Annotated in this window: 25 protein-coding genes and 1 pseudogene; 13 read left to right on the forward strand and 13 right to left on the reverse strand. The window is 72.1% G+C overall.

The features are described from left to right. Window positions 1-3 precede the first annotated feature (3 nt). The 5 genes from ACFQRI_RS25360 to iolC are packed head-to-tail and all read right to left on the reverse strand — an operon-like array spanning window position 4 to window position 6161. Entirely contained in the window at window positions 4-1497 is a 1494-nt protein-coding gene (locus ACFQRI_RS25360; protein WP_380672844.1) for a CoA-acylating methylmalonate-semialdehyde dehydrogenase, read from the reverse strand. 20 nt (window positions 1498-1517) lie between these two features. After that, on the reverse strand, window positions 1518-3383 hold the full coding sequence (gene iolD / locus ACFQRI_RS25365; RefSeq protein ID WP_380672846.1) for a 3D-(3,5/4)-trihydroxycyclohexane-1,2-dione acylhydrolase (decyclizing): 1866 nt from the start codon (window positions 3381-3383) through the stop codon (window positions 1518-1520). Further along, window positions 3380-4276 carry a 5-deoxy-glucuronate isomerase gene (gene iolB / locus ACFQRI_RS25370; protein ID WP_380672848.1) on the reverse strand — a complete coding sequence of 299 codons (897 nt, stop codon included), beginning with the start codon at window positions 4274-4276 and terminating at the stop codon, window positions 3380-3382. The genes iolD and iolB overlap by 4 nt, the downstream gene beginning before the upstream one ends. Before the next feature lie 17 nt (window positions 4277-4293). Then, window positions 4294-5166, reverse strand: coding sequence for a Cgl0159 family (beta/alpha)8-fold protein (locus tag ACFQRI_RS25375; RefSeq protein WP_380672850.1), 873 nt, complete (start codon window positions 5164-5166; stop codon window positions 4294-4296). A gap of 29 nt (window positions 5167-5195) precedes the next feature. Beyond that, a complete protein-coding gene (iolC, locus tag ACFQRI_RS25380; RefSeq protein WP_380672852.1) occupies window positions 5196-6161 on the reverse strand; it encodes a 5-dehydro-2-deoxygluconokinase in 966 nt (321 codons plus the stop codon). A gap of 143 nt (window positions 6162-6304) precedes the next feature. Between iolC and ACFQRI_RS25385 the strand changes: the two genes are divergently transcribed. Further along, entirely contained in the window at window positions 6305-7087 is a 783-nt protein-coding gene (locus tag ACFQRI_RS25385) for a GntR family transcriptional regulator (RefSeq protein ID WP_380672854.1), read from the forward strand. A 45-nt stretch (window positions 7088-7132) separates the two neighbouring features. Here the strand turns inward: ACFQRI_RS25385 and ACFQRI_RS25390 are convergent, their stop codons facing one another. Next, on the reverse strand, window positions 7133-8239 hold the full coding sequence (locus tag ACFQRI_RS25390) for an MFS transporter (protein WP_380672856.1): 1107 nt from the start codon (window positions 8237-8239) through the stop codon (window positions 7133-7135). On the opposite strand from ACFQRI_RS25390, the pseudogene ACFQRI_RS25395 reads away from it, so the two are divergent. The 3 genes and pseudogenes from ACFQRI_RS25395 to ACFQRI_RS25405 all read left to right on the forward strand — a co-directional run. Beyond that, window positions 8178-8507, forward strand: a pseudogene (locus tag ACFQRI_RS25395) (maleylpyruvate isomerase N-terminal domain-containing protein); the annotation flags it as partial. The gene ACFQRI_RS25390 and the pseudogene ACFQRI_RS25395 sit on opposite strands and share 62 nt — an antisense overlap. A gap of 97 nt (window positions 8508-8604) precedes the next feature. Beyond that, on the forward strand, window positions 8605-9426 hold the full coding sequence (locus ACFQRI_RS25400; RefSeq protein WP_380672858.1) for an SAM-dependent methyltransferase: 822 nt from the start codon (window positions 8605-8607) through the stop codon (window positions 9424-9426). 155 nt (window positions 9427-9581) lie between these two features. Beyond that, window positions 9582-10478: an alpha/beta hydrolase gene (locus ACFQRI_RS25405; protein WP_380672860.1), complete on the forward strand. Its 897-nt coding sequence runs from the start codon at window positions 9582-9584 to the stop codon at window positions 10476-10478. Between the two features lie 172 nt (window positions 10479-10650). Here the strand turns inward: ACFQRI_RS25405 and ACFQRI_RS25410 are convergent, their stop codons facing one another. After that, complete coding sequence (locus tag ACFQRI_RS25410) at window positions 10651-11859, reverse strand: MFS transporter (RefSeq protein WP_380672862.1); 1209 nt, start codon at window positions 11857-11859, stop codon at window positions 10651-10653. Window positions 11860-12050: 191 nt separating this feature from the next. On the opposite strand from ACFQRI_RS25410, the gene ACFQRI_RS25415 reads away from it, so the two are divergent. Further along, window positions 12051-12794 (forward strand): Crp/Fnr family transcriptional regulator, encoded by a 744-nt coding sequence (locus tag ACFQRI_RS25415; protein ID WP_380672864.1) that lies wholly within the window; start codon window positions 12051-12053, stop codon window positions 12792-12794. A gap of 44 nt (window positions 12795-12838) precedes the next feature. Here the strand turns inward: ACFQRI_RS25415 and ACFQRI_RS25420 are convergent, their stop codons facing one another. The 3 genes from ACFQRI_RS25420 to ACFQRI_RS25430 are packed head-to-tail and all read right to left on the reverse strand — an operon-like array spanning window position 12839 to window position 14037. After that, window positions 12839-13087 (reverse strand): alkylmercury lyase, encoded by a 249-nt coding sequence (locus ACFQRI_RS25420; RefSeq protein WP_380672866.1) that lies wholly within the window; start codon window positions 13085-13087, stop codon window positions 12839-12841. After that, window positions 13084-13530: a hypothetical protein gene (locus ACFQRI_RS25425; RefSeq protein ID WP_380672868.1), complete on the reverse strand. Its 447-nt coding sequence runs from the start codon at window positions 13528-13530 to the stop codon at window positions 13084-13086. The genes ACFQRI_RS25420 and ACFQRI_RS25425 overlap by 4 nt, the downstream gene beginning before the upstream one ends. Before the next feature lie 33 nt (window positions 13531-13563). Next, on the reverse strand, window positions 13564-14037 hold the full coding sequence (locus ACFQRI_RS25430) for a hypothetical protein (RefSeq protein ID WP_380672870.1): 474 nt from the start codon (window positions 14035-14037) through the stop codon (window positions 13564-13566). A gap of 193 nt (window positions 14038-14230) precedes the next feature. Between ACFQRI_RS25430 and ACFQRI_RS25435 the strand changes: the two genes are divergently transcribed. Both ACFQRI_RS25435 and ACFQRI_RS25440 read left to right on the forward strand, forming a co-directional pair. Continuing rightward, complete coding sequence (locus ACFQRI_RS25435; RefSeq protein WP_380672872.1) at window positions 14231-15829, forward strand: radical SAM protein; 1599 nt, start codon at window positions 14231-14233, stop codon at window positions 15827-15829. Then, complete coding sequence (locus tag ACFQRI_RS25440; protein ID WP_380672874.1) at window positions 15826-16656, forward strand: class I SAM-dependent methyltransferase; 831 nt, start codon at window positions 15826-15828, stop codon at window positions 16654-16656. The genes ACFQRI_RS25435 and ACFQRI_RS25440 overlap by 4 nt, the downstream gene beginning before the upstream one ends. 56 nt (window positions 16657-16712) lie before the next feature. On the opposite strand, the gene ACFQRI_RS25445 is transcribed toward ACFQRI_RS25440, so the two are convergent. After that, the gene (locus ACFQRI_RS25445; RefSeq protein WP_380672876.1) at window positions 16713-17414 is read right to left on the reverse strand and encodes a GntR family transcriptional regulator; all 702 of its coding nucleotides are present in this window, start codon (window positions 17412-17414) and stop codon (window positions 16713-16715) included. Window positions 17415-17559: 145 nt separating this feature from the next. On the opposite strand from ACFQRI_RS25445, the gene ACFQRI_RS25450 reads away from it, so the two are divergent. From ACFQRI_RS25450 to ACFQRI_RS25470, 5 genes are read left to right on the forward strand one after another with little or no spacing between them, the layout of a single operon-like run. After that, window positions 17560-18780, forward strand: coding sequence for an NRAMP family divalent metal transporter (locus ACFQRI_RS25450; protein WP_380672878.1), 1221 nt, complete (start codon window positions 17560-17562; stop codon window positions 18778-18780). 5 nt (window positions 18781-18785) lie between these two features. After that, window positions 18786-19547, forward strand: a complete 762-nt coding sequence (locus ACFQRI_RS25455) for a LamB/YcsF family protein (protein ID WP_380672880.1) — start codon at window positions 18786-18788, stop codon at window positions 19545-19547. Then, complete coding sequence (locus tag ACFQRI_RS25460) at window positions 19547-20149, forward strand: 5-oxoprolinase subunit B family protein (RefSeq protein ID WP_380672882.1); 603 nt, start codon at window positions 19547-19549, stop codon at window positions 20147-20149. Before ACFQRI_RS25455 ends, ACFQRI_RS25460 begins: the two co-directional genes overlap by 1 nt. Next, window positions 20146-21000, forward strand: coding sequence for a 5-oxoprolinase subunit C family protein (locus tag ACFQRI_RS25465; protein WP_380672884.1), 855 nt, complete (start codon window positions 20146-20148; stop codon window positions 20998-21000). Before ACFQRI_RS25460 ends, ACFQRI_RS25465 begins: the two co-directional genes overlap by 4 nt. A 10-nt stretch (window positions 21001-21010) precedes the next feature. Beyond that, entirely contained in the window at window positions 21011-21778 is a 768-nt protein-coding gene (locus ACFQRI_RS25470) for a putative hydro-lyase (RefSeq protein WP_380672886.1), read from the forward strand. 7 nt (window positions 21779-21785) lie between these two features. Here the strand turns inward: ACFQRI_RS25470 and ACFQRI_RS25475 are convergent, their stop codons facing one another. After that, the gene (locus tag ACFQRI_RS25475) at window positions 21786-22100 is read right to left on the reverse strand and encodes a branched-chain amino acid transporter permease (protein ID WP_380672888.1); all 315 of its coding nucleotides are present in this window, start codon (window positions 22098-22100) and stop codon (window positions 21786-21788) included. Next, complete coding sequence (locus tag ACFQRI_RS25480) at window positions 22093-22821, reverse strand: AzlC family ABC transporter permease (RefSeq protein ID WP_380672890.1); 729 nt, start codon at window positions 22819-22821, stop codon at window positions 22093-22095. The genes ACFQRI_RS25475 and ACFQRI_RS25480 overlap by 8 nt, the downstream gene beginning before the upstream one ends. A 75-nt stretch (window positions 22822-22896) precedes the next feature. Here ACFQRI_RS25480 and ACFQRI_RS25485 point away from each other — a divergent pair, with 75 nt between their 5' ends. Continuing rightward, the gene (locus tag ACFQRI_RS25485) at window positions 22897-23343 is read left to right on the forward strand and encodes an Lrp/AsnC family transcriptional regulator (RefSeq protein WP_380672892.1); all 447 of its coding nucleotides are present in this window, start codon (window positions 22897-22899) and stop codon (window positions 23341-23343) included. Window positions 23344-23352 lie beyond the last annotated feature (9 nt).

The raw sequence follows: 23352 nt of genomic DNA on the forward strand, positions 1-23352 counted from the left end.
CCGTCAGGCGTTGCTGGGGAAGCCCAGGTCCACACCGCCGTCGCTGGGGTCGGGCCAGCGGGTGGTGATGACCTTGCCCCGGGTGTAGAAGTGCACGCCGTCGTTCCCGTAGATGTGGTGGTCGCCGAACAGCGAGTCCTTCCAACCGCCGAAGGAGTGGTAGCCCACCGGCACCGGGATCGGCACGTTCACCCCGACCATCCCGGCCTGGACCTCCAGCTGGAACCGGCGCGCCGCACCGCCGTCGCGGGTGAAGATCGCGGTCCCGTTGCCCCAGCGGGAGCTGTTGATCAGCCCGATGGCCTCCTCGTAGCTCTCCGCGCGCACCACGGCCAGCACCGGGCCGAAGATCTCGTCGGCGTACACGTCCATCTCCGGGGTGACCTTGTCGACCAGGCTCACACCGGTGAAGAACCCGCCCTCGCGGCCTTCCACGACCAGCCCGGTGCCGTCCACGACGACCTCGGCGCCCTGCTCGCGGGCCCTGGGCACGTAGGAGGCGACCTTGTCCCGGTGCTCGGCGGTGATCAGCGGGCCCATCTCGGAGGACGGGTCGTCGCCCGGGCCGATGGTCAGGGCGCGGGCGCGCTCGGCGATCTTGCCGACCAGCTCCTCGCCGATCGGGTCCACCGCGACGACCACCGAGACCGCCATGCAGCGCTCCCCCGCCGAGCCGTAGGCGGCCGAGACGGCGGCGTCGGCTGCCTGGTCCAGGTCGGCGTCGGGCAGCACCAGCATGTGGTTCTTCGCCCCGCCCAGCGCCTGCACCCGCTTGCCGGTGGCGCTCGCGGTGTCGTGCACGTGCTTGGCGATCGGGGTGGACCCGACGAAGCTCACCGCGTCGACCTCGGGGTGCTCCAGCAGCCGGTCCACCGCGGTCTTGTCGCCGTGCACGAGGTTGAGCGCGCCATCGGGCAGGCCCGCCTCGTGGGCCAGCTCGACCAGCCGCAGCGTCGCCGAGGGGTCCTTCTCGCTGGGCTTGAGCACGAAGGTGTTCCCGCAGGCCAGGGCGACCGGGAACATCCACATCGGCACCATCGCCGGGAAGTTGAACGGGGTGATCCCGGCGACCACGCCGACCGGCTGGCGGATGGACTCCACGTCGACGCCGGTGGAGACCTGGGTGGAGGACTCGCCCTTGAGCAGCTGCGGGATGCCGCAGGCCAGCTCGACGATCTCCAGCCCGCGGGCGACCTCGCCGAGCGCGTCGGAGTGCACCTTGCCGTGCTTGGCGGTGATCAGCTCGGCGATCTCGTCGCGGTGAGCGTTGACCAGCTCGCGGTAGTTGAACAGCACCTGGGTGCGCTTGGCCAGCGACGCGGCGCCCCAGGCCTGGAAGGCCTTGGCCGCGGCCGAGACCGCGGTGTCCACCTCGGGCACCGAGGCGAGCGGAACGCGTGCGGTCTCCGCGCCGGTGGCCGGGTCGGTGACCGAGCCGAAGCGGCCGGAGGTGCCCGCGGCGGGCGCTCCGTTGATGAAGTGCTGGATGTCGTTCACGTGAGTTCCCTCGTGTTTCGTCACAGGTGGTTCCTCCGAGCGGCGGCCTGCTCCTCGTAGCCCTTGCGCGCCATCCGGGTGCTCTCCCGGGTGGAGACCTCGGCGACGGGCACATCCCACCACGCTTCGGGCGGCAGCTGAACCTTGGTCGGATCGGTCTCGACGTAGACGGCCGCGGGCCACGGGTCGTCGCGGGCCTCGCGCAGCGCGGCGCGAAGCTCGTCACCGGTGTCGGCGCGCAGCACCCGCACGCCCAGGCTCGCGGCGTTGGCGGCCAGGTCCACCGGCAGCGGTTGGCCGGTGAAGGTCCCGTCGTCGTCGCGGAAGCGGTAGGCGGTGCCGAAGCGCTCGCCGCCGACCTTGTCCGACAGCCCGCCGATCGAGGCGTAGCCGTGGTTCTGCACCAGCACCAGGTTGATCTTGATGCCCTCCTGCACCGCGGTGACCAGCTCGGTGGGCATCATCAGGTACGTCCCGTCGCCGACCAGCGCGAACACCTCGCGGGACGGATCGGCGAGCCGGGCGCCGATGGCCGCCGGGATCTCGTAGCCCATGCAGGAGTAGCCGTACTCGACGTGGTACTGCCCCGGATCCTTGGCGCGCCAGAGCTTGTTGAGGTCTTCGGGCATCGAACCGGCGGCGTTGATCACCACGTCGCGGTCGTCGAGCACCTCGTCGAGCGCTCCCAGCACCTCGGCCTGCCCGGGACGCTCGTCCCCGCTCGCCGCCCGCGTGGTGCGATCGACGACCTCGGCCCAGCGGCGCGCGCCCTCGCGGTGCTCGTCCACGTAGGACTCCGCGATCCGGTGGTCCGCCAGCGCTTCGGTCAGCTGGCGCAGGGTGCTGCGGGCGTCGCCGACCACCGGGGCCGCGGCCTGCTTGTGCGCGTCGATCGAGGCGATGTTGACGTTGACGAAGCGCACCCGCGGGTTGGCGAACAAGGTGCGCGAAGCGGTGGTGAAGTCCGAGTAGCGGGTGCCCACCCCGATCACCAGGTCGGCCCGCCGGGCCAGCTCGTCGGAGACCTCGGTGCCGGTGTGGCCGATGGAGCCCAGCGCGCACGGGTGGTCGTAGCGCAGCGAGCCCCGCCCGGCCTGCGTCTCGGCCACCGGGATGCCGGTGCGCTCGGCGAGCTCGGCCAGCTCCTGCTCGGCGCCGCTGTGGTGCACTCCCCCGCCCGCGATGATCAGCGGGCGCTGCGCGCCGCGGATCGCCTCGGCGGCATCGGACACCGACCGCGGGTCGGCGACCGGGCGGTGCACCCGCCAGACGCGCTCGGCGAAGAACTCCTCCGGCCAGTCGAAGGCCTCGGCCTGCACGTCCTGCGGCAGCGCCAAGGTCACCGCGCCGGTCTCCACCGGGTCGGTGAGCACCCGCATCGCCTCCAGCGCCGAGGACATCAGCGCCTCGGGACGCCAGATCCGGTCGAAGTAGCGCGACACCGGGCGCAGGCAGTCGTTGACCGTGACGTCCTTGGCGTGCGGCACCTCCAGCTGCTGCAGCACCGGGTCGGCCGGGCGGGTGGCGAACACGTCGCCCGGCAGCAGCAGGACCGGCAGGTGGTTGATGGTGGCCAGGGCGGCGCCGGTGACCAGGTTGGTCGCGCCCGGCCCGATCGAGGTGGTGACCGCGTAGGTCGACATCCGGTTGCGCTGGCGGGCGTAGCCGACGGCCGCGTGCACCATCGACTGCTCGTTGCGGCCCTGCAGGTAGGGCATCTGCTCGCCGGACTCCAGCAGCGCCTGCCCGACGCCGGCCACGTTGCCGTGCCCGAAGATGCCCCAGCAACCGGCGATCAGCCGCTGGCGCTCCCCGTCGCGCTCGGTGTGCTGGTTGGCCAGGAAGCGCAGCAGCGCCTGCGCCACGGTCAGCCTGTGGGTGGTCATCGTCCCTCCGTGCTCTCCTGCGGCGCGCGGTACAGCGGCAGCCGCGGGTCCACCGGCTGCTGCTCCCACGTGCCGCGCACCCATGCGTGCGCCGGGTCGTCGCAGATCAGCCAGGCGCGGTCCGGCGAGGGACCGGCCATGACGTTGAGGTAGTACATGTCGTAGCCGGGAACGGCCATCGACGGGCCGTGCCAGCCGTCCGGGATGAGCACCACGTCGCCGCTGCGCACCTCCGCGAGCACGTCGGTCTCGCTGTCCGGGCCGGACGGGTAGACGCGCTGGTAGCCCACGCCGGGGTTGCCGCCGCCGTCGCCGATCTCGAAGTAGTAGATCTCCTCCAGCTCGGCCTCGCCCTCGCGGTCCTCGTCGTGCTTGTGCGGCGGGAAGGACGACCAGTTGCCCGACGGGGTGAGCACCTCGACGGCGATCAGCCGGTCGGCCTCGAAGACGTGCGCCGCGCCGAAGTTGTTGACCTGCCTGCTCATCTGACCGGCGCCGCGCAGCTCGACCGGTACCCCGGAGGCCGGTCCGTAGCGGGCGGGCAGCCGGTTCTCGCAGCGCGCGCCGGTCAGCGCGAAGCGCCCTCCGGAGCTGCTGGAGATGCGCACCTGCGCGTCGCGCGGAACGTAGGCGAAGTCGGTCACGCCCGCGAAGACGCTCTCCCGGCCGGCGAGTTCGAAGAGCTCGCCGTCGCAGAACACCGAGCACCCGCCGGACAGCGGCAGCACGATCCACTCGCTGTCGCCCGTGGACAGCTCGCGCACCTCACCCGCGCCCAGCTCCAGCACCCGCAGCGAGGAGTACCCCCAGCCGGCCGTGTCCGGATCGACGCAGGTGGCGTACCCGTCGCGCGCCGCGTCCCCGGCGGCCAGGTGGAAACCCTTGTCGCTCAAAGCCTCTCCTCCACTCCTCAGAGCAGTCCGACCGCGGCGTCCACCGCGCCGGCCACATCGCCGTCGTGCGGGTACAGCAGGCTGCGACCGACCACCAGACCGCGCACGTTGGGCAGCTGCAGCGCCTTGTGCCAGCGCTCCTGGGTCGCTTCCGGGTCGTCGGGGACCTCGCCGCCGAGCAGCACGGTCGGCAGGGTCGTGGACTCCAGCGCCGGGCCGATCTCGTCGAGCTCGTCGACGACCGGGACCTTCAACCACGTGTAGGCCGAGGTGCCGCCGAGCCCGGAGGCGATGGTGATCGAGCGGGCCACCGCCTCGGCCGAGAGGTCGTTGCGGACCTTGCCGTCCGCGCGGTGCGACAGGAACGGCTCGACCATGGCGGTCAACCCGCGCGCGGCGAGCTCGTTGATGGCCTCGGCCGCGCCCTGCATGGTGTTCAACGAGCCCGGGTCCGAGAGGTCCAGGCGCATCAGCAGCTTCCCCGCGTCGAAGCGCATCCGCTCGATGTCCTCGGCGCGGTGACCGGTGAACCGGTCGTCGAGCTCGAAGGCCGAGCCGGCCAGGCCGCCGCGGTTCATCGAACCGATGACGACCTTGCCCTCCAGCGCCCCGAGCAGCAGCAGGTCCTCGAGCACGTCGGCGGTGCCGAGCACGCCGTCCACGCCGGGGCGCTGCAGCGCGGTGCACAGCCGCTCCAGCAGGTCCGCGCGGTTGCCCATCGCCAGCGGATCGCCGCCCGCGGCCAGGGCGCCGCGGGCCGGGTGGTCGGCCGCGACGATCATCATGCGGCCGGACTCGCCGAGCAGCGGCCTGCGGGTTCGCCGCTCGGCGGCCTCGGCGATGGCCTCGGGACGCCTCGCGCGCGCGTCCAGCAGTTCGGTGATGCTCATGGTGGTCACTGTTCTCGCTTTCTGAGCGCTCAGGCGCTTCGCGCCGAGCCGGAACCCGTCGTCAGCGCCGCTTCGACCTCGTGCTCGTGGGGCATCGCCGAGGAGCAGGCCAGGCGACCGGCCACCAGCGCACCGGCGGCGTTGGCGAACCGCGCGGTGCGCTCCAGCCCCCAGCCGTGCAGCAGCCCGTGGCACAGCGCCCCGCCGAACGCGTCCCCGGCGCCGAGGCCGTTGATCACCTCGACCGGCACCGGCGGCGCGACGGTCTCCTCGTCGCGGGTGCGGGCGAGCACGCCCTCCGGGCCCTGCTTGACGATCGCCAGCTGCACGCCGAGCTCGAGCAACCGCTCGGCGGCCTCGTCCGGATCGCGGGTGCCCACCGCGGTTTCCACCTCGTCGAGGTTGCCGACCGCCACCGTCACGTGCTGGAGGGCCTCCCGGTAGAAGCCGCGGGCGTGCTCCTGGTCCGACCAGAACATCGGCCGCCAGTCCAGGTCGAAGACCGTGGTGCCGCGCTTGGCGCGGTGCCGCAGCGCGGCCAGGGTCGCCGACCGGCTGGGCTCCTCGGACAGGCCGGTGCCGGTCATCCAGAAGATGCCGGCCGCCTCGATCGCCTCCAGGTCCAGCTCGTCGGCGTGGATCTCCAGGTCCGGCGCCTTCGGGCGGCGGTAGAAGTACAGCGGGAAGTCGTCGGGCGGGAACAGCTCGCAGAAGGTGACCGGGGTCGGGTACTGCTCGACGGAGCTCACCCACCGGTCGTCGACGTCGAAGCCGCGCAAGGCCTGGTGGATGTACTCGCCGAAGGGGTCGGCCCCGGTCCGGCTGATCACGGCGCTGCGGTGACCGAGCCGGGCGGCGGCCACCGCGACGTTGGTCGCGGTTCCGCCGAGGTACTTGCCGAAGGACTCGACCTGCGGCAGCGGCACCCCGGTTTGCAGCGGGTAGATGTCCACCCCGATCCGGCCCATCGTGATCACATCGAACCGATCGCTCATCTGGGAAGCCCTCCGGTGGGACGCGGCCGCCGCGGCGGCCGGAGCACGAACAACTCTTGTCTACGCGCGCACCCGAGACATGTCAATAGTTTGTCAGGACATGCGGACTTATTTACGTCGTGTGGTCTTGTTATCGTGGCGGGGTGACCACCGCTCAGCAACGCCGCCCCCAAGAACCGTCCTGGGACCCGACCACCCAGATCTCGGTCGACCACAACAGCCCGGTGCCGCTGTACTTCCAGGTCGCCAGCCAGATCGAGGAGGCCATCGGCTCGGGCGCGCTGCCGGTGGGCGCCCGCCTGGACAACGAGATCGACCTGGCGAGCAGCCTCGGGCTCTCGCGGCCGACCATCCGGCAGGCCATCGGCTCGCTGGTCGACAAGGGGCTCGTGGTGCGCAAGCGCGGCGCGGGCACGCAGGTGGTGTTCAACCACGTCAAGCGCTCGCTGGAGCTCAGCAGCCTCTACGACGACCTCAGCCGCATCGACCAGCAGCCCACCACCCGGGTGCTGGTCAACGAGCTCTGCCAGCCCGGCGAGGAGGCGGCAGGCGCGCTCGGCATCTCCGGGCAGGACGAGGTGCTGCACCTGGAGCGGGTCCGCTACGCCCGCGGCGAACCGATCGCCAGGCTGCGCAACTACCTGCCCGCCGGGCTGATCAGGCCGACCGACGAGCAGCTCGCCGAGCGCGGGCTCTACCAGCTGATGCGCGCCGCGGGCGTGCACCTGCACGCCGCCCAGCAGACCATCGGCGCCCGCGTGGCCACCGAGGAGGAGGCCGAGCTGCTCGACGAACCCGCCGGTGCGGCCCTGCTGACCATGCAGCGGACCACCCACGACCACACCGGTCAGGTCGTCGAGTTCGGCACGCACGTCTACCGCGCCTCGCGCTACACCTTCGACCTCACCCTGCGCGGGGACACCTGAGACATCGGCCCTGCCGGGCGGAACCGCCCAGCAGGACCGGTGCGCCTACGCCGCGGATCCCTCCCGCGCCCGACCGTCGTCGGCCGCGGTCGCCGCCGATCCCGGCAGGGGCCTGCGCGCGGACTCCTCGGTGAACCAGATCCCGATCCCGCCGATCACTCCCGCGGCGATCAGGTAGTAGCCCGGCCACATCAGGTCGCCGGTGGCCGCGATCAGCGCGGTCATCACCGCGGCGACGGTCCCGCCGAACAGCGAGACCGAGATGTTGAACGAGATCGACAGCCCGCCCTGACGGATGCTGGTCGGGAACAGCGCGGGCAGCGTCGAGGGCATGGTGGCGCTGAAGACCACCAGCATCAGCCCCATGATCATCAGCCCGGCGAAGACGGTCGGCAGCGTGTGGTGCTGGATCAGCATCACCGAGGGCACCGAGAGCACCACCAGCGCGCCGCAGCCGACCGCGACCACCGGCCTGCGCCCGATCCGGTCGCTGAGCCTGCCGACGAAGGTGATCACCACGAGCATCACCGCCATCACCACGATCTGCAGCGCGGACGACTCGGTCTCGCCGATGCCCGGCGGCAGCTCGTCGGACAGGTAGGTCGGCATGTAGGCGGTGAGCATGTAGTTGGCCACGTCGAACACCAGCACCAGCGCGCCGCAGATCAGCATCGCGGGCCAGTGCTCCACGAAGATGTCGCGCAGCCCCCGGCCCGCGGAGCGCTCGGCCTCCTTCTCCTCGGCCTCGTGCCGCTCCACCAGCTCGGCGAAGGCCGGTGTCTCCTCCAGCTTCAGCCGCAGGTACATGCCCACGACGCCGAGCGGCCCCGCGACCAGGAACGGGATGCGCCAACCCCAGGCCAGCAGGTCCTGCTCGGTCATCGCCGCCGAGAGCACCGCCACGATCACCGCGCCGAAGATGTAGCCGGTCAGGGTGCCGAACTCCAGCCAGCTGCCCAGGAAACCGCGCTTGCGGTCGGGCGCGTACTCGGCGATGAAGGTCATCGCGCCGCCGTACTCCCCGCCGGCGGAGAAGCCCTGCACGAAGCGGGCGAGCAGCAGCAGGACCGGAGCGGCCAGGCCGATGGTATCGGCCGCCGGTCGTGCCGCTGCGCTCGCCGACCCGAGCACGCGGGTGCGAACGCAGGACAAGGTGCTCGCGACCGGCGACTACCTCGGCGCCTACGTCCTCGAGTAGACGCTGCACCACCTCGACCTGATCGCTCAGCTGCCCGACTCGCCCGCGCCGCCGGTGGAATGCCTGGCGCGGGCGCGCGAGATGCTGGAACAGCTGGCGGGCGCGCGCTTCCCCGCCTCGTTCTCCGACACCGACGCGCTGCTGGTCGGCACCGGACGGCGCCCCGCGACACCGGCCGAGACCGCCGTGCTCGACGTGCGACCGCCCCTGGTGATCACCTAGCCCGCGAAACAACCCGGTATCGACGCGGTGCGAGGTGTTCACCCCGCATCGCGGGCGGTCTACTCTCCGGTAGATCCCCTTCGATCTTGGAGGCGCGATGGGCAACGAGCGTTCCGCGTCCCCGGTGATGGACACCGCGGTCGCCAGCATCGCGCGGGTCTACGACGCCATGCTCGGCGGCAAGGACAACTGGGCCGTCGACCGCGCGGTCCTCGACGCGCTCACCGCCGTCGAGCCGTCCATGCAGGTCCTCGCCCGGGACAACCGCGAATGGCTGATCCGGGTGTGCCGGTTCCTGGCGGGCGAGTCCGGGGTGGAGCAGTACCTCGACTGCGGTTCCGGGCTGCCGACCTCCGAGAACACCCACCAGGTGGTCCAGCGGCTCAACCCCGAGGCCCGCGTGGTCTACGTGGACAACGATCCTTCGGCGGTCGCCCACGGCCGGGTGCTGCTGGCCGAGAACGACCGGACGTTCTTCGCCGACGCCGACTTCACCGAGCCCGACCGGCTGCTCGCCGAGCGGGCCGCGCAGCGCTTGGACTTCACCGAACCGATCGCGCTGTTCCAGGTCAACACCCTGCACCACGTCTCCGACCAGCAGGACCCGCGGGCGGTCGTGCAGCGGGTGGTCGACGCGCTTCCGCCCGGCAGCTACCTGGCCATCAGCCACTTCCACGATCCCGCGGACGGCTCCGAGCTCTCCGCCAAGGCCCGCGAGCTCGAACGGGTCATGCTGTCCGGCCCCATGGGCAGCGGCCGGTTCCGCACCCGCGCGGAGATCGAAGCCCTGTTCTGCGGCCTGGAGCTGGTCAGCCCGGGGCTGGTCCTGCCCCGCGACTGGTGGCCCGACGGGCCGCGGCAGCACCAGCCGCTCGACGCGCAGCAGCTCATCCTCGCCGGGCTGGCCCGCAAGCCCTGAGCCCGGCCGGAGGCATCACCTCCGATGCCGTGGCGTAACCTCGAGCGCTGGCGATTCGCCCGGTACTTCCGGAGCTCGGCGAACCGCCCCGGGCTCCGCGGGGGTTCGCGGGCCGGGAACCGCCGAGCGCACACGCACGAGGAACTGACTGCCAGATGAGCCAGCACCCCGTCTCCCGGCGGACACTGCTCGCCTTCGCGGCCGCCGCCGTCGCGCCCGCGCTGCCCGGGTGCACCGGCGCGCCGACCGCGCGCCCGGCACCGCCCCCGGCGCCGTCCCCCGCGCCCGCGGCGGCGGACCGACCTCAGCCGACCACCCGGCGCGAACGGGTGCGCTCCGAGCACCGCGGCACCGACGTCGAGCTGGCCATCACCTACCCGGCCGGCGCGCCGGCCCCGGAGAGCCTGCCCCTGGTGCTCTACCTGCACGGCCGCGACGGCCCGCGACCCAGCGCGATGCCCGGCGACACGCTCGCCGCGCTGGAGGCCGAGCACCGCGCGGGCAGCATCCCGGCCTTCGGCTTCGTCTCGGTCGACGGCGGCTACAACGCCTACTGGTTCGACGGTTCGGCCAACGGCGACCTGGCGAGCATGCTGCTCGACGAGCTCCCGACGTGGCTGCGCGAGCGGGGTTTCACCGATCGAGGCGGGCAGCCGTTCGCGGTCGGCGGGATCTCCTCGGGCGGCTTCGGCGCCCTGCACTACGCCGTCGAGCGCTCGCGCCGCGGCGACCCGCTCGACGGCATCGGGGTGCTCTCCCCCGCGTTGACCACGAACTGGCCGCACGCGGCCGAACGCGGCGCGTTCGCCGACGAGCAGCAGTGGCACGAGGTCAACCCGCTGGACCACCTCGGAGAGCTCGGCGAGGTCCCGCTCGGCGTGTGGATCGGCGACGCCGACCCGTTCTACCCCGGCGCCGAGCAGCTGGCCGCGAACTACGGCAACACCCGGGTGTTCTCGGTGCTGCCCGGCGGTCACGAGGTCACGGTCTTCGACGCGGTCGGCGCGGAGATGGTCCACCACTTCGCCGACGTGTTGCCCGAGCACGCCTGACCGACGGCCGACCGCGGTCGTCAGAGCGCGTGCGACCCGCGTCTTGTCGACTCAGGGCACGGGCGTCGATCACGCTGCCCAGGTGCTCGCGCATCGCCCGATCGGCACCCGCCGGATCGGTCGCGCAGATCGCCTCGACTACACGCGGAGCCCGATGCGCGCGGACGGCGGATCAGGCGACCGGGGGGCGGCCCGGTGGCACCGGCGGTGGGTGCTCGACGATCGCGCCGGCGAGCATCACCGCGGCGGGCAGCAGGCACAGGACCAGCAGGGCCGGGCGGTAGCTGTCGGCCATCGAGCGGCCGAGCGCCAGGGCCAGCGGGCCCAGGGAGGAAGCCCCGACCGTCATCGAGTGCACCGCTCCGCGGATCGAACCGAGGTGCCGGAGCCCGAAGCAGCGCGGGAACGCCACCGCTTCCAGGGTCCGCACGCCGTTCATGCAGGTGCCCAGCGCGAGGCCGTAGGCGACCGTGGTCCAGCCGGGGTGCAGCCAGCCCGCACCGAGGGTGGCACCGGCGAGCACGACCATGGTGCTGATGATCAGCAACCGGTCACCGATGTGGTCGGCTGCCCAGCCGAGCGCGAAGCTGGCGATCAGCCCGGCCAGGGTCTGCGGGATGAAGGTGGCCGCCGCTTCGGCGGGGCTCAGCCCGCGCTCGCCGAGCAGCGAGACCAGGTGGAAGGTCAGCGCGGTGCCGACCAGGCTGCACGCACCGACCCCGCCCGCGACGGTCCAGAACATCCCGGTGCGCAACGCCTCCCGCAGCGTCCAGTCCACTTCGGGCAGTTGCGCTGCGCGCTTGCCGCCGAGCTCGGGAGCGGGCTCGCGCGGCGGGTCCGGCGGCACCTTCGGCAGCAGGAACAGCGCCAGCGGCACCACCAGCGCCAGCACGACGACGCCTTCGAGGACCCAGACCTCGCGCCAGCCGAGCTCGACGATCAGCCGCTCCAGCAGCACCGGGGCCAGCGAGATCCCCGCGGTGCCGATCGCCGAGCTCAGCCCGATGGCGAATCCGCGCCGCCGGTGCACGTAGATGGCCACCGTGGTGGTCGCGACCAGGTTCAGCGCGCCCTGGCCGCCCACCCGAAGACCGATGAACGCCGCGGTCAGGCCGAACACCTCGGTCACCCCGGAGGCGACGATCAGGATCGCGCCGAAGCAAGCACCGATCGCGATCATCACCCGGCGCGGGCCGTGGCGGTCGATCAACCTGCCGAGGAACGGCATCACCAGGGCACCCGACAGCGACCCGAACATGTAGGCGGTGGACACCACCGTCCGGGAGATGCCCAGCTCGCGGATGAGCGGATCGATGAACACCGACATCGCGGCGGTCTGCCCCGGAGCGGTCAGCGCCAGCGCGACGGATGCCGTGATCACCGCTCTCGCGAGGAGCGTGCGCGGCGGTGGCCCCGCAGGTGCGCTCGTGGACAGGTCCGCTCGATCGGAGGCGCTAGGCAAGCGATCTCCCGTTCGCCACTAGTTCGTTAACTCGTCGAACGAACCGTAGGAGCCCGGATGTGCGCTGTCGATCGGGTTCTCGCGGCGCCGCGGCGAGGCATCCTGGGTGCATGGCCTTCTCCCGCATCTCCGCCGCCGCTCTCGACCGGGCGATGGAGCTGCTCGGACCCGGTGAGGCCGCCGAGATGGCCATCCGGCAGGCGGCCTGGGTGGCGCGTTGCGTGGGGCGCGGGAACTCGGCGCCGCTGGGCACCGAGGACCTCACCGCGCTCGCCCACTTCCTGCGCACCCGCGAGCTCGCCCGCGGCGAGCTGCTCTTCGACGGCGGCGAGGCGCCCGACGGGGTGTGGATCGTGCAGCGCGGACGCGTGGAGCTGTCGGTGGGCCGCGGGCGCAAGCGCTCGGTCGTGCACGTGCTGCAGCCCGGCGACGTCGACGGCGACATCCAGCACCTGCTGGAACTCCCGCTCCCCTACACCGCGCACGCCCTCGACGACGCGACCGCGCTGTTCCTGTCGGCGGAGGACTTCGAGAAGCTGCTGGCCCAGCGCCAGGCGATCACCCGCCGCTGGCTGTCCAGCGTCGCCGAGCGGCTGGCCGCCAGCCAGCACCGGGTGCTCGGGCTGCTGGGACGCAGCCTGCCCGAGCAGGTCGCGCAGCTGCTGCTCGACGAGTCGGTGGACGGCCGCGTGCTGCTGCCGCAGCGCACCCTGGCCGCGATGGTGGGCGTGCAGCGGCCGTCGCTGAACAAGGTGCTCAAGGACTTCGAGCGCAAGGGCCTGATCGCGGTGGGCTACGCCGCGATCGACGTCCTCGCCGCCGACGAGCTGCAGAAGGTCGTCGACCCGCGCTGAGAGCTGTACCGGCTCCGCTGCACCCGCCGCGCGCCCGGGCAGCGCTACTTCAGCGCCGCGCGGATCTGCTCGGCGGTCGGCAGTTCCAGCCGGCAGCTCGGACCTTCGGCGGGCGCCCGGCCGGTGACCACGTCCACCCCGTCGACCAGGACCGACGGCGACGGGTGATCGCCGACCACCTCGTCGAAGTCCACCGGTTCCCCGAGCTCGCGCAGCACCTGGACGACGGTGGCGCGCGCCCGACCCGCCAGCGGGCAGTCGGGCACGCGCAGCAGCCGCACCCTCGACGTCATGCCTGACCGGCCCTGCGGCGGAACAGGTAGAACGCGGCGGCGGTGACGATGCCGTAGAGCAGGTGCCCCATCAGGCTCTGCATCGCGGTCGCCCCGAGCTGCAGCACCGGCATGCCGAGCCCGGCGGGCATCAGCAGCAGGCCCCCGAGGACCCACCACACCGCCCCGTAGACCAGTCCGGCCCCGGCCAGCGGCCAGAACTGGTTCATCGGGGCGACCAGGCCGAAGCCCGCGCCGAGGATCGCCGAGATGGCCAGGTGCACCACGATGCCGACGCCGGCGCTGGAGCTGCCGACCAGCATGGCCACCATCGGCAGCATGCCGGTCGTGGCCATCATGATGCCGAAGATGATCCCGCCGGCCAGGCCGGAGGCCGCGCCCTGCAGGACCCGGGCGACACCGGCCTGCAACGGGTGTGAGGGGTGGTGAGCAGCGGTGGACATGAGTCTCTCCTTCCCGTCCCCTCGCCCGCGGATTCAGGCGAGGGTGCCCAGCCAGGTGGTCAGCGCGAAGAGCGCGAGGTAGGTCGCCACCGCGATGCCGAGCACCCCGGCGAGCCGCCACTTCCAGCGGCGCACGCCGGCGATGCTGCACTGGTCGCGGCGCCGCAGCGCCCACCAGACCAGCAGCGCGAGGACGGCCAGCCCGCCGAGGCGGAACCACCAGGCGTATCCGTCGTAGAGGTCGGTCGCCCAGGCGAACGCGGTACCGGCGCTGATCACGCCCAGCAGGGCCAGCACCGTCGGTCCCACGCAGCACAGGATGCCGACCAGGCCTCCGGTCAACCCGATCCGCCACACCGGCAGCCGGGTGGCGTCCGCTCCGCCGGACATCCGGGGCGACCACTGGCCGCCGGAACGCGAGCGACGTGACCGCAGCCGAGGCCCGGGCAGCAGCGGGGCGCGTCGGATCGCGGCGAGCACCCGCGCGTTGTGGACCGCGCGCGACATCGGCGACCTCCTCGCAGTTCGTTCGACTCCCCCAGTCGACTCCTCGTGGGCGCGCGGCGCGCGTCGAGTGTCAGCGGGATGACAAGCTCGGCCGAGGAGCGGGGTCCACCGCGAACCGGCCGGGTGATCGGGAACTGTCGGCTGGCGGACAGTGCCGCTGCGAACCCGGGCGTCCGGTGTTGGGCTGAGGTGCGTGACTGAGAGCAGCAGCCCCGCCAAGCGCGACCGCGACGAGGTGTTCGTCGAGTTCACCAAGAGCATCTGCCCCGTGTGCAAGGTCGTTCTCGACGCCCAGGTCAACATCCGCGACAACGAGGTCTACCTGCGCAAGCGCTGCCGCGAGCACGGCGAGTTCGAGGCGCTGGTCTACGGCGACGCGCAGGCCTACGCCGACTCGGCCCGGTTCAACAAGCCGGGCACCATCCCGCTGTCGTTCCAGACCGAGGTCGTCGACGGCTGCCCCTCGGACTGCGGGTTGTGCCCCGAGCACAAGCAGCACGCCTGCCTGGGCATCATCGAGGTCAACACCAGCTGCAACCTCGATTGCCCGATCTGCTTCGCCGATTCGGGGCACCAGCCCGACGGGTACTCGATCGACCGCGAGCAGTGCGAGCGGATGCTCGACGTCTTCGTCGAATCCGAGGGCGAGCCCGAGGTCGTGATGTTCTCCGGTGGTGAGCCGACGATCCACAGGAACATCCTGGAGTTCGTCGACCTCGCGCAGGACCGGCCGATCAAGGCGGTCAACCTCAACACCAACGGCATCCGGCTGGCCACCGACCAGGCGTTCGTGCGCGCGCTCGGCGAGCGCAACCGGCGCAAGCGGGTGAACGTCTACCTGCAGTTCGACGGCTTCGACCGGGACACGCACCTGGCGATCCGGGGCAAGGACCTGCGCGAGCGCAAGCAGCGCGCGCTGGACAACTGCGCCGCGGCCGGGCTGACGGTCACCCTGGTCGCCGCGCTGGAGCGCGACCTCAACGAGCACGAGGTCGGCGAGATCGTGCGCTTCGGCGTGCAGCACCCGGCGGTGCGCTCGGTGGCCTTCCAGCCGGTCACCCACTCCGGCAGGCACGTCGAGTTCGACCCGGCCAACCGGCTGACCAACTCCGACGTCATCGAGCTGGCCGCCGAGCAGTGCCCCGAATGGCTGCGCCAGTCCGACTTCTTCCCGGTGCCCTGCTGCTTCCCGACCTGCCGCTCGATCACCTACCTGCTGGTCGACCAGGAGGAGGACCGCACCGACGTGGTCCCGATCCCGCGGCTGCTCGACGTCGAGGACCACCTGGACTACCTGTCCAACCGGGTGGTGCCCGACCCGGCGATCCGCGAGGCGCTGGAGAAGCTGTGGAGCGCCTCGGCGTTCATGGGCACCGACACCACCAGCGCCGGCTTGGCCACCACCGCCGCGCAGCTGGAGTGCGAGGCCTGCGGGATCGATCTCCCCGAAGCCGCGCGGGATCTCGGCGACAAGGCGTTCATGATCGTCGTGCAGGACTTCCAGGACCCCTACACGCTCAACGTCAAGCAGCTGATGAAGTGCTGCGTCGAGGAGATCACCCCGGACGGCAGGATGATCCCCTTCTGCGCCTACAACTCGGTGGGCTACCGCGAGCAGGTGCGCGAGCAGATGTCGGGCGTGCCGGTGGCCGACGTCGTGCCCAACTCCGGCGAGCTGCGGTCGCGGCTCACCGACTCGCCGTACGGGTCGAAGATCGCCCGGGGCGGTGGTGGTCGTTCCGGGATCGCCCCCGATGCGACCAACGTGGGTCACCGGGCGGTGCAGCGGTGAGCGGCCCGGAACTGCCCGCCGCCGAGGAGCTCAAGAGCTGCTGCGCGGCCGCCTACGGGCAGGACGCGGTGGCGCTGCTGCTCGGCGAGGCCTACCACCCCGGCGGGCAGGCGCTGACCAACCGGCTGGCCGGAGCCCTGGAGCTGCGCTCGGGCCAGCACGTGGTCGACATCGCTTCGGGTCCCGGCACGACCGCGCGGTTGCTGGCCTCCGGCCACGGCGCCGAGGTCACCGGCGTCGAGCTCAACCCGTCCTCGGTGGACGCGGCGCAGCGGGCCGCGGCCCAGGACGGGCTCGCCGAACGGGTGCGGTTCCTGGTGGGCGATGCCGAGCGCCTGCCCCTCCCCGACGACGCCGCCGACGCGGTGCTCTGCGAATGCGCGTTCTGCACCTTCCCGGACAAGGCCACCGCCGCTGCCGAGTTCGCCCGCGTGCTCGAACCGGGCGGCCGGGTGGGCATCACCGACGTGACCGCGCGGCCGGGCGGGCTCCCGGACGAGCTGAGCGGGCTGACCGCCTGGGTCGCCTGCATCGCCGATGCCCGCCCGATGGCCGACTACCGCGCGATCCTTGAGGAAGCCGGCCTGCGCGTCCGGCACGCTCAGGATCACGACGAGGCCCTGCGGAACATGATCTCCACGATCGAAGCGCGGCTGAAGTTCCTGCGCATGACCGACCCGGCCCGCTTGACCCGGGCGGGCGTCGACGTCGAGGCGGTGCTGCACCACACCCGGCTGGCCGCGGAGGCCACCGCCGACGGAGCCCTGGGCTACGCCCTCATCACCGCCGAGAAGCCGCTCCACGCGGCCGATCTCGACGCGAGCTGACCGGAGGGCGCCGTTCCCTTTTTCATCGAGAGGGAACGGCGCGATCGAGCGTTCGGTCAGGCCTGGTCGGTCGCTTCGCGGTAGGCGGCGACGAGCTGGGTCTCGGCCTGGTCGAAGTAGTCGCCGAGGCGGACTGCGGCCGCTTCGTGGTGGCCCGCGTCGAGCAGGTCGGCGATCTGGCGGTTGAGGCCCAAGTAGGCCTCGTGGAACTCGCGGGGGCGGGACATCACGTGGAACGCCAGGCGCAGCTCGGCCAGCAGCTGGCGCATCGCGTCGTCGACTCGCGGGCTGCCCGCCAGCGCCGCCAGGGCCTGGTGGAAGTGCATGTTGGCGGTGCCCACGTCCCACCAGCGCTCGTCGCCGGCGGCGCGCTCGCCTTCGGTCACCGCCGCACCGACCGCGGCCACCAGCTCCGGATCGACCTCGGCGGCGCGGCGCACCGCCCCGGTCTCCAGCAGCCGGCGCATCCGGTAGAGGTCGATGACGTCCTCGGCGCTGAGCACCCGCACGAACACGCCGCGGTGGAACTCGTGGACCAGCAGCCGCTCGTGCACCAGCAGCCGGAAGGCCTCGCGCAGCGTGTTGCGCGAGACCGCCAGCGCGCGCCCCGCCGTCTCCTCGGACAGGCGGGTCCCCGGGGCGAGCGCGCCGTCGATGATCCGCTGCCTGAGCACGTCGGCGACGCGTTCGGCGGTGCTGGTGCGGTCCAGCAGCGAGCGGTCCTCCGAGAGCAGCTCCAACGGATCCGCGGCGGTCAAGCGATCCCCCAACGACGTCGTACCGGTCGAACGGCAGTTTAACGAGAAAGCTCCGCGGCGGGTATTGCCGGATTGTTGAACAATTCTCTATGTTGTCCCGAACCGCTGCCAGCGGGCGCGACCGCCGTTCTTGATCGGAGTAGCGATGGCTGACGAGATCGCCACCGGGCCGAAGGCGCCCACCCCGAGACGGGGGACCCTGCTCGGGGCCGTGTTCCTGATGGCCACCAGCGCCGTCGGCCCCGGCTTCATCACCCAGACCACCGAGTTCACCATCCAGCTCGGCGCCGCCTTCGCCTTCGCGATCGTGGTGTCGGTGCTGGTCGACATCGCGGTGCAGCTCAACGTCTGGCGCGTCATCGGCGTGTCGGGCCGACGCGCGCAGGACCTCGGCAACGCGGTGCTGCCCGGGCTCGGCTACCTGATGGCCGCGCTGGTGGTCTTCGGCGGTCTGGTGTTCAACATCGGCAACATCGCGGGCACCTCGCTGGGCCTGGACGCGCTGTTCGGCCTGAACACCACGGTCGGCGGACTGCTCTCGGCGGTCATCGCCATCGGCATCTTCCTCAGCCGCCGCGCCGGGGTCGCCATGGACCGCATCGTGGTGGTGCTGGGCGCGGCGATGATCCTGCTGACCACCTTCGTCGCCATCGCCTCAGCTCCCCCGGTCGGGCGAGCCCTGACCGAGACCGTGCTGCCGAGCGAGGTCGACTTCCTGTCGATCACCACGCTCATCGGCGGCACCGTCGGCGGCTACATCACCTACGCGGGCGCGCACCGGCTGGTCGACGCCGGGGTCACCGGGCCGGACCAGGTCTCGGCGGTCAGCCGCAGCTCGATCATCTCGCTGCTGGTCACCGGCGTCATGCGCGTCGTGCTGTTCCTGGCCATCCTCGGCGTCGTGGCCGGTGGCGTGACGCTGACCTCGTCGAACCCGACCGCGGAGGCCTTCCAGCACGCCACCGGCGAGATCGGCATGCGGCTCTTCGGCATGATCCTGTGGGCCGCGGGCATCACCTCGGTCGTGGGCGCGGCCTACACCTCGGTGTCGTTCCTGGTGACCTTCTCCGCCAGGCTCGAACGCGGCCGCAACTGGCTGGTGGTCGGCTTCGTGGCGATCTCGGCGGTGGTGTTCGCGCTGCTGAACAAGGCGCCGACGACGCTGCTGGTGCTGGCCGGTGCGCTCAACGGGCTGATCCTGCCGGTCGGGTTCGGCGTGCTGATGTTCGTCGCTGCCCGGCGCCGCGACCTCCTCGGCGGCTACCGCTACCCGAAGTGGCTGCTGGCGCTGGGCGTGCTGGCGTGGTTGCTGACGCTGTACCTGGGATACAACTCCCTGAGCGGCATCGGTGAGCTGTGGGGGTGAGTCGGATGGATCTGAACTCCGATCTGGCCGAGGGCTTCGGCCGCTGGGAACTCGGTGACGACGAGGCGCTGCTGTCCATCGTGACCAGCGCGAACGTCGCCTGCGGCTTCCACGCCGGGGATTCCTCGGTGATCCGCCGCGCCGTCGAGCGGTCCGCCGAGCGCGGCGTGGCGGTGGGCGCGCAGGTGTCCTACCGCGACCTCGCCGGCTTCGGCCGCCGGTTCATCGACGTCCCGCCCGCCGAGCTGACCGACGACGTGATCTACCAGATCGGCGCGCTGGCCGGTTTCGCGCGGGTCGCGGGCACCGGGGTCAGCTACGTCAAACCGCACGGCGCGCTCTACAACGCGATCGTGCAGCACGCCGAGCAGGCCGCGGCGGTGGTCGAGGCGGTGCGCGCCTACGATCCGTCGCTGGCGGTGCTCGGGCTGCCCGGTTCGCAGTGGCTGGAGCAGGCCGACCGAGCCGGGCTGGCGATCTTCCGGGAGGCCTTCGCCGACCGCGCCTACACCCCGCAGGGCACGCTGGTCTCCCGCCGCGATCCGGGGGCGGTGCTGCACGACCCGGACGAGATCGCCGAGCGCTGCCTGCGGCTGGCGGCCGGGGAACCGATCCGCGCCGTCGACGGCAGCGAGATCCGGGTCGAGGCGGACTCGATCTGCGTGCACGGCGACAGCCCCGGGGCCGTGGCCATCGCCGCGGCGGTGCGCGACCGGCTGACCGCCCGTGGCGTCCGGCTGGAGCCGTTCGCCCCCGGAGCGCGGTGATGCGGTTCCTGCCCTGCGCCGACTCCGGCCTGCTCGTCGAGCTCGACGACCTCGCGGCCGTGCAGGCGCTGCACGCCGCGCTGTCGGCAGCACCGCCGGAGGGCGTGGTCGACCTGGTCCCGGCCGCCCGCACGCTGCTGCTGCAGCTCGGCCCCCGCGCCGACCCGCGCGCGGTGGAGGACGCGGTGCGCCGGACCCGACCGAACTCGGAGGTGCGCACCGCGGGCGAGCAGCTGCGGGTGCCGGTGGTCTACGACGGCGCGGACCTCGCCGAGGTCGCGCGGCTGCTCGGCCGCACCGAGCGCGAGGTGATCGAGTGGCACACCGGTGTCGTGTGGACGGTCGCCTTCGGCGGCTTCGCACCCGGTTTCGGCTACCTCACCGGTGGCGGCCTGCAGGTGCCGCGCCGAGCCGAGTCGCGCACCAAGGTACCTGCCGGCTCGGTCGGGCTGGCCGGGGAGTTCAGCGGGATCTACCCGCGGGAGTCCCCCGGCGGCTGGCAGCTGGTCGGGCGCACCGACCTGGAGATCTGGCGGGTCGACCGAGACCCGCCCGCGCTGCTGCGACCGGGCGTGCAGGTGCGCTTCGAGGAGGTCGCATGAGTCTGGAAGTGCTGGCGGGCGGGCCGCTGTCGACCGTGCAGGACCTCGGGCGCCCGGGGCTGGCCGGCATCGGCGTCGGCGCCTCGGGAGCCGCCGACCCCGCGGCGTTCGGGCTGGCCAACCGGCTGATCGGCAACGACGAGGGGACTGCGGCCGTCGAGACCACCCTCGGCGGGCTCGCGGTGCGCGCGACCCGGGAGCTCACCGTCGCGGTCACGGGCGCGCCCTGCCCGGTCACCCTGGACGATCGCGCCGTCGCCGCGAACTCGGTGCTGCGCGTGCCCGCCGGTGCCGAGCTGCGCCTCGGGGTTCCCGAGCGCGGGCTGCGCAGCTACCTGGCGGTGCGCGGCGGGATCGCGGTGGATCCGGTGCTCGGTTCGCGCAGCACCGACGTGCTCTCCGGGCTCGGACCGGATCCCCTGGAAGCCGGGCAGGAGCTGCCGATCGGGCCGGCTCCGGAGCGGTTCCCGTGCCTGGACCAGGCCCCGGTGGGCGACTACCCGGCGGACGAGGTCGTGCTGCGCGTGCAACCCGGCCCCCGGGACGACTGGTTCACCGCCGAGGCCCTGGAAACGCTGCTGGGGTCGGCCTACGAGGTCACCGCGGAGAGCAACCGCATCGGCATGCGCCTGGACGGCCCGGCGCTGGAGCGCGCCAGCACCGCGGAGCTGCCCAGCGAGGGCGTGGTCACCGGCGCGCTGCAGGTGCCGCCCGCGGCCAAGCCGACGCTGTTCCTGGCCGACCACCCGGTCACCGGCGGCTACCCGGTGATCGCGGTGGTGGCCCGCTCGGACATCCCGAAGGCCGCGCAGGCCAGGCCCGGCCAGCGCGTCCGGTTCCGCCGGAAGTGAGGAGCTGATCATGCAGGAGCCCAGCCGGGCGCGGGAGGCCTTCCGCGGTGGACTGCGGGCGCCGACATCGGGGTGCTGCCCGGGGTGGACGCAGGCGAACCTGATCTCGCTGCCGCACGAGTTCGCCTACGACTTCCTGCTGTTCGCGCAGCGCAACCCGAAGTCCTGCCCGGTGCTCGACGTGACCGAACCCGGCGAGACCAGCGCGTCGATCTTCGCCGGTGACCTGCGGACCGACCTGCCCGCCTACACCGTCTACCGCGACGGCGAACTCGTCGAGGAGCGCACCGAGGTCACCGAGCTGTGGCGCGCGGACCTGGTGAGCTTCCTGGTGGGCTGCAGCTTCACCTTCGAGGCCGCGCTGCTGGAGGCAGGGGTGCCAGTGCGGCACGTGGAAACCGGCGGCAACGTCCCGATGTTCCGCACCAACCGGGACTGCCGCCCGGCCGGCAGGCTCGCCGGGCCGATGGTGGTGTCCATGCGTCCGATCCCGGCCGAGCAGGTCGCCACGGCGGTGCGGGTGACCTCCCGGTACCCGGCGGTGCACGGCGCCCCGGTGCACATCGGCGACCCCGGGGCGCTGGGCATCGCCGACCTGGGTACCCCCGACTTCGGCGAGCCGGTGCGCGTCGAACCCGGCGAGGTCCCGGTGTTCTGGGCCTGCGGCGTCACCCCGCAGGCCGCGGTCATGCGCTCCCGTCCCCCGTTCGCCATCGGCCACGCCCCGGGCCACATGGCCATCACCGACGCCCGCGACAGCGACTACCTGGTGCCCTAGGCGCACCTCACAGCGCCATGGTCAGCGCGACGTGGACGGCGGTGCCGCCGAAGATGCTCAGCAGCGCGTTGCGCTTCCACAGGTGCAGGCCGACCGTGGCCGCCAGGGCGATCCCGGCGGCCGGCGCGGCGGCGAGGGCGAGGTCGTGCAGGGTGTAGATCACGAGGATGATCATCACGCCCACCGGCATCCGCTCGCTGAGGTAGTGCACCGCCGCGCTGCTGCGCAGCGGGGCCAGCGCCGCGAACGGCAGCGCTCGGAGGGCCCAGGTGATCCCCGCGCTCAGCAGCACCAGCGCGATCAGGTAGGACGGCTCAGGCACGAGACCTCCTCTCGTGGAAGTGGTGCACCAGCAAGCACCCGCAGAACAACCCGAAGGCCACCAGCAGCAGCTGGCCGGGGAAGAACACCATCGCCACCACCGCGCACAGCACCGCCAGCACCGGTACCGGGACGTCCCGCCGCACCCGGTAGGCGTCGATGGCCAGCACCACGAACAGCGCGGTCAGCGCGAAGTCCAGCCCCTCCAGCCGCACGGGGAGCAGCGCGCCGAACAGCGCTCCCGCGGTGGCCGCCGAGACCCAGCAGACGTGGAAGAGCAGCTGGAGGAGGAGGATTCGCCTGCCGGTCCAGTTCCTGGCGCCCTCTCCGGTGCTCAGCGCGTAGGCCTCGTCGGTGAGCGCGAAGGTGCTGTAGAGCTTGCCCCACCGCCCGCGGACCCGGTGCAGCGGGAACGACAGGGCGTAGAACACGTGCCGGAAGTTGACCAGCAGCGTGGTCACCGCTACCTGGGCCAGCGGCGTCGCGGCCACGGCCAGTCCGATGAGCAGGAACTCCAACGAGCCCGCGTAGATCAGCGCGCTGAAGGCGGTGGCCCACCACCAGTCCAGCCCGGCGTGGACGACCAGCAGCCCGAAGGCGATGCCCAGGGGGAACATCGCCAGCCCCACCGAGCTCGAGTCCTTCAGCGCCCCGAGCAGGTCCGCGCGCCGGTCGGTCGTCGGCGGCGCGTCGGGGACCAGCAGTTCCGGTGCAGAAGTCATGTGCGCAATGATAGTTTCCACATCGGGTAATATGGTTGCGTTGAGCTGCGAATTTCCGGGCTGTGGAGCAATCTCATGGCGATAGATGCGGTAGATAGGGAAATAATGTTTCAGCTTCGCCAGGACGGCAGGCTGAGCAACGTCGAACTCGCCCAGCGGGTCGGGCTGACCCCGGCGCCGTGCCTGCGCCGGGTCAAGCGGCTCGAGGCCGACGGGATCATCTCCGGTTACCGAGCGCGCATCGACCCGGCGGCGGCCGGGCGCGACTTCGAGGTGGTGGTGTCGGTGGAGGTGAGCATCAACGACCGGCACACCGTCGAGGAGTTCGAAGCCGCGCTCACCTCCTACGAGGAGGTGCTGGAGTGCCACCGGCTGTTCGGCCGTCCGGATTACCTCGTCAGAGTGGCGGTGCAAGATCAGACGACGTTCGAGAACTTCCTGACCGGCAAGCTCATGTCGCTCAACGCCGTTGCCAGGGTGGATTCGCACCTGATCATGAAGAAGCTCAAGACCGACGACTAGTCCGAACCG

The sequence above is a fragment of the Saccharopolyspora griseoalba genome (genome assembly GCF_042665275.1).
GTDB classification, from domain to species: Bacteria; Actinomycetota; Actinomycetes; order Mycobacteriales; family Pseudonocardiaceae; genus Saccharopolyspora; species Saccharopolyspora griseoalba.

Excerpts from the sequence above, each read along its gene's own strand:
- ACFQRI_RS25430 (WP_380672870.1), bottom strand. The coding sequence starts at position 14,037 with ATGTCGCGCGCGGTCCACAACGCGCGGGTGCTCGCCGCGATCCGACGC.
- iolC (WP_380672852.1), bottom strand. The coding sequence starts at position 6,161 with ATGAGCGATCGGTTCGATGTGATCACGATGGGCCGGATCGGGGTGGAC.
- ACFQRI_RS25460 (WP_380672882.1), top strand. The coding sequence starts at position 19,547 with ATGCGGTTCCTGCCCTGCGCCGACTCCGGCCTGCTCGTCGAGCTCGAC.
- ACFQRI_RS25455 (WP_380672880.1), top strand. The coding sequence starts at position 18,786 with ATGGATCTGAACTCCGATCTGGCCGAGGGCTTCGGCCGCTGGGAACTC.
- ACFQRI_RS25465 (WP_380672884.1), top strand. The coding sequence starts at position 20,146 with ATGAGTCTGGAAGTGCTGGCGGGCGGGCCGCTGTCGACCGTGCAGGAC.
- ACFQRI_RS25405 (WP_380672860.1), top strand. The coding sequence starts at position 9,582 with ATGAGCCAGCACCCCGTCTCCCGGCGGACACTGCTCGCCTTCGCGGCC.
- ACFQRI_RS25480 (WP_380672890.1), bottom strand. The coding sequence starts at position 22,821 with ATGACTTCTGCACCGGAACTGCTGGTCCCCGACGCGCCGCCGACGACC.
- ACFQRI_RS25485 (WP_380672892.1), top strand. The coding sequence starts at position 22,897 with ATGGCGATAGATGCGGTAGATAGGGAAATAATGTTTCAGCTTCGCCAG.
- iolD (WP_380672846.1), bottom strand. The coding sequence starts at position 3,383 with ATGACCACCCACAGGCTGACCGTGGCGCAGGCGCTGCTGCGCTTCCTG.
- ACFQRI_RS25420 (WP_380672866.1), bottom strand. The coding sequence starts at position 13,087 with ATGACGTCGAGGGTGCGGCTGCTGCGCGTGCCCGACTGCCCGCTGGCG.
- ACFQRI_RS25375 (WP_380672850.1), bottom strand. The coding sequence starts at position 5,166 with ATGAGCATCACCGAACTGCTGGACGCGCGCGCGAGGCGTCCCGAGGCC.
- ACFQRI_RS25400 (WP_380672858.1), top strand. The coding sequence starts at position 8,605 with ATGGGCAACGAGCGTTCCGCGTCCCCGGTGATGGACACCGCGGTCGCC.
- ACFQRI_RS25425 (WP_380672868.1), bottom strand. The coding sequence starts at position 13,530 with ATGTCCACCGCTGCTCACCACCCCTCACACCCGTTGCAGGCCGGTGTC.
- ACFQRI_RS25450 (WP_380672878.1), top strand. The coding sequence starts at position 17,560 with ATGGCTGACGAGATCGCCACCGGGCCGAAGGCGCCCACCCCGAGACGG.
- ACFQRI_RS25470 (WP_380672886.1), top strand. The coding sequence starts at position 21,011 with ATGCAGGAGCCCAGCCGGGCGCGGGAGGCCTTCCGCGGTGGACTGCGG.
- ACFQRI_RS25415 (WP_380672864.1), top strand. The coding sequence starts at position 12,051 with ATGGCCTTCTCCCGCATCTCCGCCGCCGCTCTCGACCGGGCGATGGAG.